This is a genomic window from Acidimicrobiia bacterium, from assembly GCA_029210695.1.
GTDB lineage: Bacteria > Actinomycetota > Acidimicrobiia > Spongiisociales > JAHEDJ01 > JAHEDJ01.
Map to the genome: position 1 here is coordinate 15,218 of JARGFH010000025.1, position 13,188 is coordinate 28,405.

At 63.7% G+C, this 13,188-nt stretch carries 16 protein-coding genes; 5 read left to right on the top strand and 11 right to left on the bottom strand.

What is annotated here, in order from left to right; genetic code table 11:
• The first annotated feature begins 124 nt into the window (after window positions 1–124).
• The 3 genes from P1T08_09645 to P1T08_09655 all read left to right on the top strand — a co-directional run bounded on the left by P1T08_09645 (window position 125) and on the right by P1T08_09655 (window position 2,434).
• Window positions 125–520: a hypothetical protein gene (locus P1T08_09645; protein MDF1596338.1), complete on the top strand. Its 396-nt coding sequence runs from the start codon at window positions 125–127 to the stop codon at window positions 518–520.
• A 115-nt stretch (window positions 521–635) separates the two neighbouring features.
• The gene (locus P1T08_09650; protein ID MDF1596339.1) at window positions 636–1,340 is read left to right on the top strand and encodes a response regulator transcription factor; all 705 of its coding nucleotides are present in this window, start codon (window positions 636–638) and stop codon (window positions 1,338–1,340) included.
• Window positions 1,337–2,434, top strand: coding sequence for an ATP-binding protein (locus P1T08_09655; GenBank protein MDF1596340.1), 1,098 nt, complete (start codon window positions 1,337–1,339; stop codon window positions 2,432–2,434). Before P1T08_09650 ends, P1T08_09655 begins: the two co-directional genes overlap by 4 nt.
• A 60-nt stretch (window positions 2,435–2,494) precedes the next feature.
• Here P1T08_09655 and P1T08_09660 read toward each other — a convergent pair whose 3' ends face one another.
• From P1T08_09660 to P1T08_09695, 8 genes are all read right to left on the bottom strand, one after another.
• Complete coding sequence (locus P1T08_09660) at window positions 2,495–3,145, bottom strand: redoxin domain-containing protein (GenBank protein ID MDF1596341.1); 651 nt, start codon at window positions 3,143–3,145, stop codon at window positions 2,495–2,497.
• A gap of 64 nt (window positions 3,146–3,209) precedes the next feature.
• Window positions 3,210–3,935 carry a cytochrome c biogenesis protein CcdA gene (locus P1T08_09665; GenBank protein MDF1596342.1) on the bottom strand — a complete coding sequence of 242 codons (726 nt, stop codon included), beginning with the start codon at window positions 3,933–3,935 and terminating at the stop codon, window positions 3,210–3,212.
• 58 nt (window positions 3,936–3,993) lie between these two features.
• Window positions 3,994–4,380, bottom strand: a complete 387-nt coding sequence (locus tag P1T08_09670; protein MDF1596343.1) for a redoxin family protein — start codon at window positions 4,378–4,380, stop codon at window positions 3,994–3,996.
• Window positions 4,346–5,488: a cytochrome c biogenesis protein CcdA gene (locus tag P1T08_09675; protein MDF1596344.1), complete on the bottom strand. Its 1,143-nt coding sequence runs from the start codon at window positions 5,486–5,488 to the stop codon at window positions 4,346–4,348. The genes P1T08_09670 and P1T08_09675 overlap by 35 nt, the downstream gene beginning before the upstream one ends.
• A 2-nt stretch (window positions 5,489–5,490) precedes the next feature.
• A complete protein-coding gene (locus P1T08_09680; protein MDF1596345.1) occupies window positions 5,491–5,808 on the bottom strand; it encodes a glutaredoxin family protein in 318 nt (105 codons plus the stop codon).
• A complete protein-coding gene (locus P1T08_09685; protein MDF1596346.1) occupies window positions 5,805–6,266 on the bottom strand; it encodes a cupredoxin domain-containing protein in 462 nt (153 codons plus the stop codon). Before P1T08_09685 ends, P1T08_09680 begins: the two co-directional genes overlap by 4 nt.
• Window positions 6,263–6,487, bottom strand: coding sequence for a hypothetical protein (locus P1T08_09690; protein MDF1596347.1), 225 nt, complete (start codon window positions 6,485–6,487; stop codon window positions 6,263–6,265). The genes P1T08_09685 and P1T08_09690 overlap by 4 nt, the downstream gene beginning before the upstream one ends.
• A gap of 135 nt (window positions 6,488–6,622) precedes the next feature.
• Window positions 6,623–7,081 (bottom strand): heavy metal-responsive transcriptional regulator, encoded by a 459-nt coding sequence (locus P1T08_09695; protein MDF1596348.1) that lies wholly within the window; start codon window positions 7,079–7,081, stop codon window positions 6,623–6,625.
• A gap of 97 nt (window positions 7,082–7,178) precedes the next feature.
• Between P1T08_09695 and P1T08_09700 the strand changes: the two genes are divergently transcribed.
• Together P1T08_09700 and P1T08_09705 are read left to right on the top strand one after the other, a co-directional pair.
• Window positions 7,179–9,212 (top strand): heavy metal translocating P-type ATPase, encoded by a 2,034-nt coding sequence (locus P1T08_09700; GenBank protein MDF1596349.1) that lies wholly within the window; start codon window positions 7,179–7,181, stop codon window positions 9,210–9,212.
• 327 nt (window positions 9,213–9,539) lie between these two features.
• Complete coding sequence (locus P1T08_09705; protein ID MDF1596350.1) at window positions 9,540–9,764, top strand: DUF2892 domain-containing protein; 225 nt, start codon at window positions 9,540–9,542, stop codon at window positions 9,762–9,764.
• A 358-nt stretch (window positions 9,765–10,122) separates the two neighbouring features.
• On the opposite strand, the gene P1T08_09710 is transcribed toward P1T08_09705, so the two are convergent.
• From P1T08_09710 to P1T08_09720, 3 genes are read right to left on the bottom strand one after another with little or no spacing between them, the layout of a single operon-like run.
• Window positions 10,123–12,474, bottom strand: a complete 2,352-nt coding sequence (locus P1T08_09710) for an excinuclease ABC subunit UvrA (protein MDF1596351.1) — start codon at window positions 12,472–12,474, stop codon at window positions 10,123–10,125.
• Window positions 12,474–12,710 carry a DUF1059 domain-containing protein gene (locus P1T08_09715; GenBank protein ID MDF1596352.1) on the bottom strand — a complete coding sequence of 79 codons (237 nt, stop codon included), beginning with the start codon at window positions 12,708–12,710 and terminating at the stop codon, window positions 12,474–12,476. Before P1T08_09715 ends, P1T08_09710 begins: the two co-directional genes overlap by 1 nt.
• Before the next feature lie 53 nt (window positions 12,711–12,763).
• Window positions 12,764–13,093, bottom strand: a complete 330-nt coding sequence (locus P1T08_09720) for a hypothetical protein (protein MDF1596353.1) — start codon at window positions 13,091–13,093, stop codon at window positions 12,764–12,766.
• Window positions 13,094–13,188 lie beyond the last annotated feature (95 nt).

Genomic DNA, 13,188 nt, shown 5'->3' on the forward strand with positions numbered 1-13,188 from the left:
TTATTGAAGCTTTACCTGTGCCCACATCCTGTCGTGACCTTGATCAGTTTGTATGGCGCCAAGAACAGAAACAGATGGGGGCACCTCAATGGGCGGCTCCCAGAATCAGGAGAGGAAGAATCAGATGCGTAGGTCGATCTTTGTAGGTGTTGTCGTCGCAAGCCTGGTAGCGGTCGGTGCAGCTGTGGCACTGGCCCAGCAGCCGGACCAGGGAAGTAGCCAACTGGATGAGGGGCTGCGACCTCCCAACGAGATGTACTCGCCGATGGCCGAGAACTGGGATGATATGCCCATGAACAGCGGCACTACTAGCGAGTGGATGTCCGGCAACTGGGATGAGATGCCCATGTTCGGCGGTTCGGGTGTGGTCGGGGAGGATTGGCAGCAGTTTCATGATGAGATGCATTCGTGGATGAGCGAGAACTGGAATGAGATACCGATGAACGGCGGTATTACCAGCGGCTGGATGTCCGGCAACTGGGATGAGACGCCCATGCACGGCGGAGGCTTCAGCGGATAGATGGTGGATTGCCGAGGTGAAGGTGAGGTTGGTAGGTGACCTCACTGGCGGACCACTTGCCTAATCCAGCGAAGGTAGGGGCGGACTCTCGCGAGCCGCCCCTACCATATTGGGCATGGAACGGCGAAGGGTCCTTATCATCGACGATGAGCGGGAGTTGCGCACGATGCTCAGCTCCTATCTCCAGGCGGAGGGATTCGAAACCCTCGAGGCAGCCGACGGGCAGCAAGGCCTCGAGTCCGCAACGAAAACCGAACCCGACCTCATCGTCCTCGACGTGGGGCTTCCGGGAATCGACGGCTTCGAGGTGCTTCGCAGACTGCGGCAGCGTTCCGATGTGCCGGTGATCATGTTGACCGCCCGAGCCGAGGAAATGGACCGGGTGGTCGGGCTCACCGTCGGGGCCGACGACTATGTCACTAAACCGTTCAGTCCCCGGGAGGTTTCGGCTCGTATCACAGCCATCCTCAGGCGGAGCTCGATGGCCATGCGGTCCTTGGATGATGCCGAGCCGGTGCTGCGCTTCGAAGGCTTAACGATCGATCCGGCCAGGCGGGAGGTGGTGCGTGACGGGATACCCGTCGAGATTTCGACTCTGGAGTTCGATCTGCTGGCCGCGTTGGCTACCTCACCCGGTCGAGTGTTCAGCCGCGAGCAGTTGATGGAGAAGGTGTGGGGTTGGGATTACTTCGGTGTGGACCGGGTGGTAGACGTCCACGTGGTCAACATCCGCAAGGCGCTGGGCGACGACCCGGCACATCCTCGCTTTGTCGGTACGGTGCGTGGGGTCGGCTACAAGTTCGTGGGAGACCGGCTGTGAAAGGCTGGTTCCGGAGTCTGCGAGTCCGGCTCTTGATCATGCAGCTGGCGGTGATCATTGTCGGGGTGGTGGCGCTGGTGGTGGTGATTGAGCCGCTGGCCAAGACTTTCTTTCAGGGTCACCTGGACACCATGAACCAGATGATGGAGGGGATGATGGGCGACGTGCTGGCTCGTGACCTCGAGTCGGCCTTCGACAATTCGCTGGGGCGGTCGCTAGCCATCTCGGTGGCGGCCAGCACGGTGACCGCTCTGGCTTTGAGTGCGTTCGCTACCCGCCGGATTCTGGCCCCGCTCGACAGCGTTCGCGCCGCCTCCCGGCGGATGGCCGGCGGTTCGTACGGGGAGCGGGTGGCGGCCCCGTCGGAGGTCGAGTTGGCGGCTCTTGCCGATGATTTCAACGCGTTGGCGGAGGCATTAGACACAACCGAGCAGCGGCGGGTTCGTCTCATTTCTGAGATCGCTCATGAGCTGCGTACTCCCCTCACCACCGTCGAGGGATATTTGGAGGGGATGCTGGACGGTGTCTTCGAACCGAGCGAAGAGACCCTCGGGGCGTCCATTCGCGAGGTTCGCCGGATCAAGCGGCTGGCCGATGACCTGTCGCTGTTGTCGAAGACCGAGGAAGCGGTCCAACCTCTCAATCCGGTCGAACTTGATGTTGCAGCGCTGTCCGCGGAGGCCGCCGACCGGCTCCGCCCGCAGTTCGAGGCAGAGGCGATCGACCTGGTGGTTGACGCAGCCGCCGGTCTGATGGTTCGGGCCGACCCCGACCGGATAACTCAGGTGCTCACCAATATCCTCGGCAATGCTCTCGCTTACACCCCGGAGGGAGGCTCGGTGCGGGTCGAGGCAACAGCACAGGACGGGATGGCGCTGGTTCGAGTCATCGATAGCGGCAAGGGGTTGACGGCCGAGCAGCGTGAGGCGGTGTTCGAGCGCTTCTACCGGGTCGACCCGACCGCGCCCGGAGGCTCTGGGATCGGTCTGACGATCGCCCGAAGTATCGCCCGACGCCACGGCGGTGAGGTGCACGCCGAATCGGCGGGACCGGGCCGAGGTTCGACCTTCACCCTCCGTATTCCGATCGCCTGACGCCGCCGGGGCGGGGCCAGGCAATACCTACGGGCCGCGGCACCCCTGTCTTGGATCCGATTAGCTGCCGGGTGCCGGCTGAACGGGGTCGGTCTCGAGGGAATCCGGAGCCCGGCCGGCGAGCATGTCGTCGAGGACGGCCGCCAGTGCGGCAAAGGTTGATTCGCCGCTGATCTTGGCCACCACCACACCTTCTCGGTCGATGAAGAAGGTCTCCGGTATCCCGTAGACTCCGTAATCCACCCCCAGCCGTGATCCCTCGTCGACCACATTTGGATAACCCCGGCCGAGTTCGTTGAGGAAGGCAATTGCGTCTCCGAGTTCGTCCTGAAACACGACGCCGACAAGTCGGGCGCCTTGCTCGCGGTAGGCGTTGGCGGCGGCCAACAGGTCGTCGTGTTCTTGCCGGCAGCCGACGCACCACGACGCCCAGAAGTTGAGTACGACGATCTGACCTCGCAACTCCGAGAGCGAGAGCTGCCCTTCTTGTTCGAGGAAGGGGAGGGTCGCATCCGGGCTGGGTTTGCCGATGAGGGGGGATTCGACCAGACGGGGGTCTTTGCCGAAGCGGCTCCCCAAGACGACACCGAGCGCCAGCGTCAACGCGACAAAGGAGAACACGGCCAGCCGGAGGCCCCACCGTCTCTTTGAACGCGTAGCAGCCGCATCTCTGGTCGTTTGTTCCATATCTGTGAGGAGTTCACTGCTCATAGGGTCTCGTCCTTCAGAGTCATGTCGTACCGGGCTGGTGGTTTGACGGGTCACATCGATGCCTTCAGATGGGCGGCCAGCCGAGCCGCGCAAAGGTGCGTTGCAAGGGGATGAAGATGGATTGCCAGATCCCGGTGGTGAAGAGCACCCCGACGATGATCAGCATGCTGCCGCCTGCCAGCTCGATGCGGCGACCATTGCGCCGCAACCAGTCCAGGGTTGAGTGGGCCTTCTGGAACCAGACTGCCGCCAGCACGAAGGGGATGCCGAGACCAAGGGAATACAGCATGAGCAGGGCGGCTCCCCAGCCTGCGGTCTGGGTGGCGCCGGCGATGGCGAGGATGGTGCCGAGGATCGGCCCGATACACGGGGTCCAACCGAAACCAAACGCCAATCCCAGGGGAAATGCAGAACCGGGACCGCGAGCTATTCGCCCGAGATCGAAGCGCCGTTCCCGTTGGAAACCGGGGAGTCTGAACCAGCCGATCATGGCCGCCCCCATGGCAATGATCCCCAGGCCGGCGATCCTGGTGATGGTATCGGCGTTGCGTAGGAGCAGCGATCCGACCAGCGCGAAACCGGCCCCCAACGCGGTGAATACCACCGTGAAACCGGCCACGAACAGCAGCGATGCTCGCAGGGCGGTTCGCTTTGCCTGTGCCGTTCCCAGTTCGGGTACAGGGAGGGCGGTGATGTAGGAGATGTAGCCGGGTATGAGCGGCAGCACACAAGGCGAGCTGACCGACACGAAACCGGCGACGACTGCTAGAAGGGGGAGCGCAAAATCCATGAAAGGCAAGCTCTGTCGGAGTCGCGGTCGGGCGCAATGTGTGGCATCTTCGGCCGGCTCACAATCCCGGAACCTCCGCCAGGAACTCCTCAGCGGAAACGAACATGGTGGCGTAATGCTTGACCCACTTGACCTCCCCGTCAGTGCCGACCAGGGCGAAGCTGTGGCTGGGGCGATCGCTGTGCCCGTAGACACCCAGCATCTCGTAGGCGTTGGAGACCGAGCGGTCCTCGTCGATCAGGATCGGATCGACGATGCCAAACCGGACGCTCTCGTCTGCGACCATCTGGGCCGGGTCGACCATGACCGGAACGAGGGTGACCCCCCGGGCGGCGAGGGTCTCGTCGATCTCGGAGATCTGCGCAAAGCATCCATCGCAGCCAACCCCCATCGAGAAGTAGAGCATCGCTTCATTGCCCCCCGCCAGGACCTGATCGAGGGTCACCTCGGTACTTGCTGAGGTGGGCAACGCGAAGCCGGGGGCTTCGCTTCCCAGCAGGCCGTGCTGAGGTTCGAAGGTGGAAACTCCTATCGCCACCAGCAATCCGATGGTCAGCAGTGGTGCTGCGAAACCCAGCCACGCCCAGCGACGGGATGTGCGCTTTGATGTCGTGCTCTTGGTGGGGGTGCGCATAGTGGTGCTTGTCTGCAGTTTCGTGGGTCGGCTCATGGCAACTCCCTCCAGTTTCGTTTTGTTCGACTCGACGTCGGCGTCCGGAGATCGCCACGGCGGCAATAGCGATGCCCACCAACCCCATGCCGACCGCCAGGTCGGGTATGGGTTCCATCCATCTGACCACCGGCATGAGGAGGTCTTCGATCCACACTCCGATACCGGCCTGGAAGGTGGGGGCGATGGACTCACCGGTGAACGAGACCACGAACAGGACGATCCCCATCACCGCGAACAGCCCGGCGGAGACCAGATTGATGGTGTTGGTGGTGAAAGTCCGCCCGGCCAGGCTCCATTGGACTTCCCGACCGCGAAAGGCTGGGCGGTCGCCCAGCCCGAGACGGTCCCAGAGGACGGTCATAACGAGGAGAGGAAAGACCATCCCGAACACGTAGGTGAGGCCGATGGCCACACCTTGGGTGAGGCTGGGGGCGATGGCCGACATGGTCAGTACTCCTGCCAGTACCGGGGCGCAGCAAGCGCTGGCCGCCCCGGAGAAGACCCCGAGAGCAAAGATCCCGCCCGAGTCGGTGCGTTGGATGTCCGGGGCGCCGCGCAGCATCGGCAACGCCCAGCTGACCCCCATCGCCGAGATGACCGCCAAACCCAGCAGCAGCACCCCGCCGAGGAAATAGATCGGTCCGTGGAACTGGAGCAGCGACCGGGTGAGGAAACCGATGCCAAGGGTCACCGGCACCAGCACCACGGCGATCCCCGCCGCGAAGACCAGGGTGAGGGGCACCAGCCGCCAGCGGCGATTTCTCACCGCGGCGGCCAGGTAGGCGGGGAACATGAACACGATGCAACAGGGAGCGAAGAGCGCCACCCCGCCGGCGACGAAGGCCGCGAATAGCGACCCGCCGAAGAAGATACCTTCCACGATCATTCCTCCCCATCGACGAGCCGGGTGAGGGCCCGGGTCAGCTTGCGTTCCGAGATGCGCCCGTGGGCGTGGTATTGGCCGTCGATAAGAAGAACCGGCGGGAACGGAACCCGAAAGCGTCGGGCGAGTTCGACGCCTTCGGGGCTGGTCAGGTCGATCCGCTCGATGCTGAGCGGGAACCGCTGTCCGAGGTTGCCGAGCAACTGGTCTGCTTCCCGACAGAAGTGACAACCCGCACTCGTCACCAGCTTCAGATGAATACTCAGGTCACCGGATGCTGGTTGGCCGGTCGGGGCGGGTGACGATGCTGTGGTCACGGTTCCGCCACCGTCAGCGTGCCGCGCATCCCGGCGTTTGCGTGTCCCGGGTAGGTGCAGACGATCGAGAAGGTTCCCGGTCCGGTGGGGGTGAACCCGACCGTCGAGCTTTGCCCCGGCCGTGCCTCGATGTGAACGTCGAGGTCGGCCACCGAGAGATCGTGGGGAACCGATCCGCTGTTCACCAAGGTCAGATTGACCGGCTGACCCGAGGTAACTGTGATCTCAGTAGGAGAGAAGGCGAAATCGGTAGCGGTGATCTCCACCTCTGCCGCTCCCCGGATCGGCGAGTCCGTTCCGGAGCCTTCCCATCCACCCATCATTGGGCCCATCATTGAGTCATGCCAGGACCCCAGGTGGGTTCCCGAGCCCGGTCCGGTCATCACCCCACCCACCAGGGCGGCGGTCACCAGGATCAGGCCGGCGATAAGCAGCCGACTTTCGTGGATCCGGGTCATGATCGCGTGAGTTCGCGGCGTCGCTCGGCCAGTTCGGTGGCGTCGATCTCACCGCGAGCGAACCGCTCCTCGAGGATCTCGAGGGCGCTGCTACCCCTCTGGGATTGCCCGCCGCTCGGTACGAACCGTACGGCCCAGACGATCAGCAGCACGACCCCTACCCAGAACAGCACCATCCATAAACCACCCAGCCAGCTTCCGGTTCCCCATCCCCACATCATCGTGTCGTCTCCTAGATCGGATTCGCACGTATCCAAGCGAGCGCGGGTCAAGGCACGATTCGGTTCTGGGTAAAGCTTCTGTAAAGGCCACCTCGGCAGCTTGTTGAAGGATGTCGTACTCGGCGAGGTGTCTGCTCAGTGCCGGTGTGGAGTCGGCGCCCCGTGTAGCTCGGCTCCCGTCTCTGCCGTTAACGATTTGCGGGGGGCGATGGTCTGGCATCGGTGGGGGTCCGTGCAATCGGCCGGGTCGAGCGCTTGCCCACGTTCGATCATGGTCTCCAGTTCCAGGCGGGTCTTCTGGAGGACGGCGATGCGGGTATCGAGGTCGCGGAGATGATGCTTCAACAGACCGAGGACATGTTGGCAGGTGGAGGCGCCCTGTTCCCGCAGCTCGAGGACCGAAGTGATCTCCTCCAGGGTGAGACCCGTTGCCTGCGCTTCTCTGATGAACCGCAATCGCTCAACTGCGTCGTGGTGGTATGCCCGGTACCCGTTCGGCGCTCGCTCGGCGGGGGGCAGCACCCCTACGTCTTCGTAGAAGCGGATGGTTTTGGTGTTCACCCCGGTTGCCTGGGCCAGTTGACCGATCTGCATGATTGGGAATTTTACTTGACATTCCAGTCGGATGGAAGGTGTAGAAAGGTACAATCGACCACGAACCTTGGAACCAAAGATGACTACCCATGCTGACATGACTCACTCCGGCCACGATCCCGTTGTGCCGACCACAGCCGGTGATGATGCCAATCAGAGCCATGACAAGCATGAGGGGCACAGCCCGGAGATGTTCCGGGACCGACTGTGGGTGAGTCTGGCCTTGACGGTCCCCATCCTCTATTTCTCCACTCAGATTCAGGAGTGGTTTGGTTACCAAGCGGTTACTTTCCCGGGCGACGCTTGGGTAAGTCCAATCCTGGCCACGGTGCTGTTCTTCTACGGGGGGATCGTGTTCCTGAGGGGCGGGTACCGGGAGCTGCGGGATCGGGTTCCGGGGATGATGGTTCTGATCTCGATCGCTATCACGGTCGCCTATGTCTACAGCGTGGCGGTGTCGTTGGGTTTGGACGGCAAGCCGTTCTACTGGGAGCTGGCCACCCTGTTGGATGTGATGCTGTTGGGTCACTGGATGGAGATGCGCTCCGTCCAGTCGGCGAGCCGGGCGTTGGAGCATCTCGCCTCGATGGTCCCGTCCGTCGCACACCGCGTCGGCGTCGACGGGGCGGTCGGGGATGTTCCGGTTGCCGATCTGGTCGACGGTGATTCGATATTGATCCGCCCCGGCGAGCAGGTACCCGCCGACGGCGACATCACCGAGGGCGACTCGAGTATGAACGAGGCGTTTCTTACCGGCGAATCCCGCCCGGTGATGAAAGGAGCCGGCGATGAGGTGGTGGCCGGAGCTGTCAACGGGGAAGGTGCCCTGACCGTTCGGGTCACCCGCACCGGCGAGGCGACCACTCTCAGCCAGATCATGCGGCTGGTCGAGGAAGCTCAAGCATCCCGCAGCCGCTTTCAGATGCTGGCCGATCGGGCCGCCTACTGGCTGACCATCATCGCCGTCGGGGTGTCGCTCCCCACCCTGATCGCCTGGCTTGTCTTCGGAACCGGGGGGATAGATTTTGCGGTGGCCCGGGCGGTCACCGTGCTGGTGATCGCCTGCCCGCACGCGTTGGGCCTCGCCATCCCGCTGGTCAACATGAACGCCACCTCGCTGTCGGCCCGCAACGGGATCCTGGTCCGCAACCGGGAAGCATTTGAGCGGGGGCGCAGTATCCGCTTCGTCGCTTTCGACAAGACCGGAACCCTCACCGAGGGGCGATTCGAAGTCTCGGCGGTCGAAGCAGATGACCTCAGCGAAGACGAGTTGCTGAGGGCGGCCGCTTCCCTGGAGCGATCCTCCGAGCATCCGCTCGCGGCGGCGATCGTTGAAGCAACCCAGAAGCGCAACCTCGAGCTCGCCACGGGGCAGGGAGTGACTGCGGTGCCCGGCTACGGCCTCGAAGGACGAGTGAACGGGCGGCGCCTGCGGCTAGGCCGTCCCGAATGGGCTGAGGAACTTGGCGCCGAGTTGTCCGGCCCGCTGGCCGCCGCACTGGAACAGGCGGACCGTCGAGGGGAGAGCGCGGTGGTGATGATCGAAGACCAACGGACGGTCGGGGTCATCGCGCTGGCCGACAAGATCCGGGACACGGCGAGAGACGCCGTGGCGCGACTGCGAGAGCTGGACGTGACCCCGGTGATGGTCACCGGCGACGCAGAAGCGGTGGCTGCCACCGTCGCCGCAGAACTCGGGATCGACCGCTACTACGCCCGGGTGCTTCCCGCCGACAAAGGAAGGATCGTCAGGGAACTCAAATTGGAGGGCCCCACGGCATTCGTGGGAGACGGGATCAACGACGCCCCGGCGCTGCTGGAAGCAGACCTCGGCATCGCGATCGGGGCCGGTACCAATGTGGCCATCGAATCCGCCGACCTGGTGCTGGTCGACGACGACCCCTCCGACGTGGTCAGAGCACTGGTCCTCTCCCGAGCCACTCACCGCAAGATGATCCAAAATCTGGCCTGGGCCACCGGCTACAACACCATCGCCATTCCCCTGGCGGCCGGAGTTGCCGTCTCCGCCGGGATCCTGCTCAACCCGGCCGTCGGGGCACTCCTGATGAGCCTCTCGACGGTGATCGTGGCGATCAACGCCATGCTGCTTCGACGGGTGCAGCTTGACTGATCCGGCGACAGGAGAGTGCGCCACCGTTCTGCGTTTTGCAGTCAAGGTCCGCTCCGCTGTCAAGAGCCCGCTGTCAAGAGTCCGCCCATCACGCGAGATGGCGCGATGGGCGGGGAAACAACGCGACATGATGGGAAGGGAAAGCGGCTTCGGAGCGGGCGTCTCGCGCATCATACGACTTTGACCGGTATTCGGGCTTTGATGAGCAGCGGCATATGAATGACTGAAACCGAAGACCCTGCGACTGGTGTGAATCGCCACCGTCAATGGCACACCTATTCTGGTTGCGCTGTAGAAGCATCCATCGATCGAGAGAGAAGGTTCGAGATGAACCCGCTAGTCAAGTTCATGGCTTCGGTTAACGGTCGCCTGGTCCGCGTCGTTGCCGGCATCGCGTTGATTGTGTGGGGTATCTGGGGACTCGGAGGCGCGATTGGGGTCATAGTGGCCGTTGTGGGCGCAGTGCCTCTGCTGGCCGGAGCGTTCGATGTCTGCGTATTGGCACCGCTGTTCGGCAACCCTTTCCAGGGCAAAGACATCCGCGCTGAATAGCCCTCGGCGTCCTCCCCACAGTCTCGCTTGGAGGGCTCTATCAGTCACCCGATCCCGCCAGGGACAACGGCCCCGGTCATCACATCTAGGTAACTGCGGCTTCCTCCGATTTCGGGCATTCGCCGATGCGGGGGTGAGTCCGTCATCGCACTCGGGCGAAGCCGGCGACCAGCGTGGCGGCCCGGTCGGCTCGAGCTTTGTCGTTTCGCCCGTGAGGAGGAGGCGTCTCCGCCGCCTTACATTCCATGGCCGTTCGCTGGTGATGGCGGCATGCACAAGTGGCGAGTGCTCATCTCCGCCGCTCGTGTAATCCACGACATCGTCGAGGAGACCTTCGACCTTCTGGACCGGGCGGGATCTACGCCACGCCCACGTACTCGGCGAGGTGCTCGCCGGTCAACGTCGAACGAGCAGCAACCAGATCGGCCGGTGTGCCCTCGAACACCACCCGGCCACCGTCGTGCCCGGCGCCGGGGCCGAGGTCGATGATCCAGTCGGCGTGCGCCATCACTGCCTGGTGATGCGAGATGACGATCACCGACTTGCCCGAATCCACGAGTCGGTCGAGTAGACCGAGGAGATGGTCGACGTCGGCGAGGTGGAGGCCGCTGGTCGGTTCGTCCAGGACGTAGACACCGCCCTTCTCGGCCAGGTGGGTGGCCAGTTTGAGTCGCTGCCGCTCGCCTCCGGACAGGGTAGGGAGCGGCTGGCCGAGGCTGAGATAGCCGAGCCCGACGTCGGCGAGCCGGGCGAGGATGGCGTGGGCGGCCGGGGTGCGCGCCTCGCCGGCGCCGAAGAACTTCTCAGCCTCAGTCACCGACATCGCCAGCACCTGACTGATGTCTTGCCCGGCGAGTTTGTACTCGAGCACCGATGCCTCGAACCCCTTCCCCTCGCACTCTTCGCAGGTGGTGGTGACTGTGTCCATGAAACCCAGCTCGGTGAAGATGAGGCCGGCGCCGTTGCAGATGGGGCAGGCGCCTTCGGAGTTGGCGCTGAACAGCGCCGGCTTGACGCCGTTGGTCTTTGCGAACGCCTTGCGAATCGGATCGAGCAATCCTGTGTACGTCGCCGGGTTGCTCCGCCGAGAGCCGCGGATCACGTCCTGGTCGATCGATATCACTCCGTCCCGCCCCGAGACCGAGCCGTGGATGAGCGAGCTCTTGCCGGAACCCGCCACCCCGGTGACCAAGCAGAGCACCCCGAGCGGGATGTCGACGTCGACGTCCCGAAGGTTGTGCGTCGTGGCGCCGCGTATCTCCAGCATCCCGGCGGGCGCCCGCAATGTCTCTTTGAGGGTGGCCCGGTCGTCGAGGTGGTGGCCGGTGACGGTATCGCTGACCCGCAACTCATCGACGGCGCCCTCGAAGCAGATGCTGCCGCCCGCAGTGCCGGCGCCGGGGCCGAGGTCGACGACGTGGTCGGCGATGGCGATCGTCTCAGGCTTGTGCTCGACGACCAGCACGGTGTTGCCTTTGTCTCGCAGTTGCAGCAGCAGGTCGTTCATCCGCTGGACGTCATGGGGGTGCAGGCCGATGGTCGGCTCGTCGAAGACGTAGGTGATGTCCGTCAGCGACGACCCGAGGTGGCGGATCATCTTGGTGCGTTGGGCTTCCCCGCCCGACAGCGTCCCCGACGGTCGGTCGAGCGAGAGGTAGCCCAACCCGATTTCCACGAAGGCGTCGAGGGTCTCACCCAGCGCCGTGAGCAGCGGTGCAGCAGACGGATCGTCGAGGCCGCGGACCCACCGTGCCAGGTCGCTGATCTGCATGGCGCAGGCGTCGGCGATGTTGATGCCGTTAATCTTCGACGAACGCGCCGGCTCACTGAGCCGGGTGCCGCCGCAGTCGGGACAAGCGGTGAAGGTGGCCACTCGGTCCACGAACGCCCGGATGTGCGGTTGCAGCGACTCGCGATCCTTGGAGAGGAACGACTTCTGGACCCGCGGGACCAGGCCGTCGTAGGTGGCGTTGATCCCATTGATCTTGACCTTGGTCGGCTCCTTGTAGAGGAAGTCGTTGAGCTCCCTTTTGGTGTAGTTGCAGATCGGCTTGTCCGGGTCCAGGAAGCCGGACTCGGTGAACGACCGCACCATCCAGCCGCCCGGCTTGTAACCGGGGATGGTGATGGCGCCCTCGTTGAGCGACTTGGAGTCGTCGAAGAGCTGGGTGAGGTCGATATCGGAGGCCGTTCCGCGGCCTTCGCAGCGCGGACACATTCCGCCTGTGCGGGTGAAAGTGACTCTCTCTCGCTTGCCTTCACCGCGTTCGATCGTGATCGCACCGCTTGCCCGGATCGAGGGGACGTTGAACGAGAAGGCGTTGGGCGACCCGATGTGCGGCCGTCCGAGTCGGCTGAAGACGATTCGCAGCATGGCGTTTGCGTCGGTGGCGGTGCCGACCGTCGAGCGGACATTGGCGCCCATCCGCTCCTGGTCGACGATGATCGCGGTCGTCAGCCCATCGAGTACGTCGACGTCGGGCCGCGCCAGAGTCGGCATGAAACCCTGCACGAAGGCGCTGTAGGTCTCGTTGATCATGCGCTGTGACTCGGCAGCGATCGTGTCGAACACCAGCGAGCTCTTGCCCGACCCGGAGACGCCGGTGAACACGGTCAAGCGCCGCTTCGGGAGCTCGACGCTGACATCTTTGAGGTTGTTCTCCCTCGCCCCGGTCACCCGGATGAGGTCATGGCTGTCGGCCGCCTGCATCAGTCTTCAGGAAGAGCCGCAAAATCGCGCTTGGTGTTCCTGTACCAGCCCATTCCTTTGATGGGGTTCTTCCATCTCCCTTTCATGTCGTTCAAAGCGCTCTTGTGCGCTTCGTCGCCGGCTGCGACAACCTCTTTGAGATGCTGGTCTTGCGCCTTGATCACCTCGTCGGCAGTTTCCCCACGGAGGGGGAGGTCGCATGCTCCACCCAATTGTCTACAAGTCATGGTTTTCATGGGTCTCTTTCGGTTCAGATCGTTCGGGTTGTCGAAGCACCGGCCAAAGGCAATCAGGTCCGTTCTCCGACGAGAAGCTGTTGCACACTTTGAGACGAACGAGCGGCCCGTATCAGGTAGATGCCCAGGGCGAGGTTTCCGGTCAGCATGAGCCCCAGCCACCACGGCGCCGCTCGGGCGACTGAGGCCTCACGCCACCCGATCCAAACACCCGCCACCAACAACCCGGAGGCAAGATCGGCGAGTGTCACCCGACCCCAGGGGTCTCCGACCACGACGCGAAGGCCTTCAACGAAACCGCCCGCGGCCATCCCGTAGGCGATGGCGGCAATCATGGTGATGGCAACGACGGGGCCAATAGCCCTAGCGGTCCGCAGTTGCATAGGATCCCTCTCTCGTCGGCACGATCGACGCTCGACTCTACCCCGCTCGCTCGCGCACGGACCCTCGACGAGTGTGAATTGGAGGGTAGATCCGT

What these genes read in the sequence shown, in the direction of transcription:
- P1T08_09645 (MDF1596338.1), top strand. Translation starts at nt 125, where the DNA reads ATGCGTAGGTCGATCTTTGTAGGTGTTGTCGTCGCAAGCCTGGTAGCG.
- P1T08_09650 (MDF1596339.1), top strand. Translation starts at nt 636, where the DNA reads ATGGAACGGCGAAGGGTCCTTATCATCGACGATGAGCGGGAGTTGCGC.
- P1T08_09660 (MDF1596341.1), bottom strand. Translation starts at nt 3,145, where the DNA reads ATGAGCAGTGAACTCCTCACAGATATGGAACAAACGACCAGAGATGCG.
- P1T08_09665 (MDF1596342.1), bottom strand. Translation starts at nt 3,935, where the DNA reads ATGGATTTTGCGCTCCCCCTTCTAGCAGTCGTCGCCGGTTTCGTGTCG.
- P1T08_09685 (MDF1596346.1), bottom strand. Translation starts at nt 6,266, where the DNA reads ATGACCCGGATCCACGAAAGTCGGCTGCTTATCGCCGGCCTGATCCTG.
- P1T08_09690 (MDF1596347.1), bottom strand. Translation starts at nt 6,487, where the DNA reads ATGATGTGGGGATGGGGAACCGGAAGCTGGCTGGGTGGTTTATGGATG.
- P1T08_09695 (MDF1596348.1), bottom strand. Translation starts at nt 7,081, where the DNA reads ATGCAGATCGGTCAACTGGCCCAGGCAACCGGGGTGAACACCAAAACC.
- P1T08_09700 (MDF1596349.1), top strand. Translation starts at nt 7,179, where the DNA reads ATGACTCACTCCGGCCACGATCCCGTTGTGCCGACCACAGCCGGTGAT.
- P1T08_09705 (MDF1596350.1), top strand. Translation starts at nt 9,540, where the DNA reads ATGAACCCGCTAGTCAAGTTCATGGCTTCGGTTAACGGTCGCCTGGTC.
- P1T08_09710 (MDF1596351.1), bottom strand. Translation starts at nt 12,474, where the DNA reads ATGCAGGCGGCCGACAGCCATGACCTCATCCGGGTGACCGGGGCGAGG.
- P1T08_09715 (MDF1596352.1), bottom strand. Translation starts at nt 12,710, where the DNA reads ATGAAAACCATGACTTGTAGACAATTGGGTGGAGCATGCGACCTCCCC.
- P1T08_09720 (MDF1596353.1), bottom strand. Translation starts at nt 13,093, where the DNA reads ATGCAACTGCGGACCGCTAGGGCTATTGGCCCCGTCGTTGCCATCACC.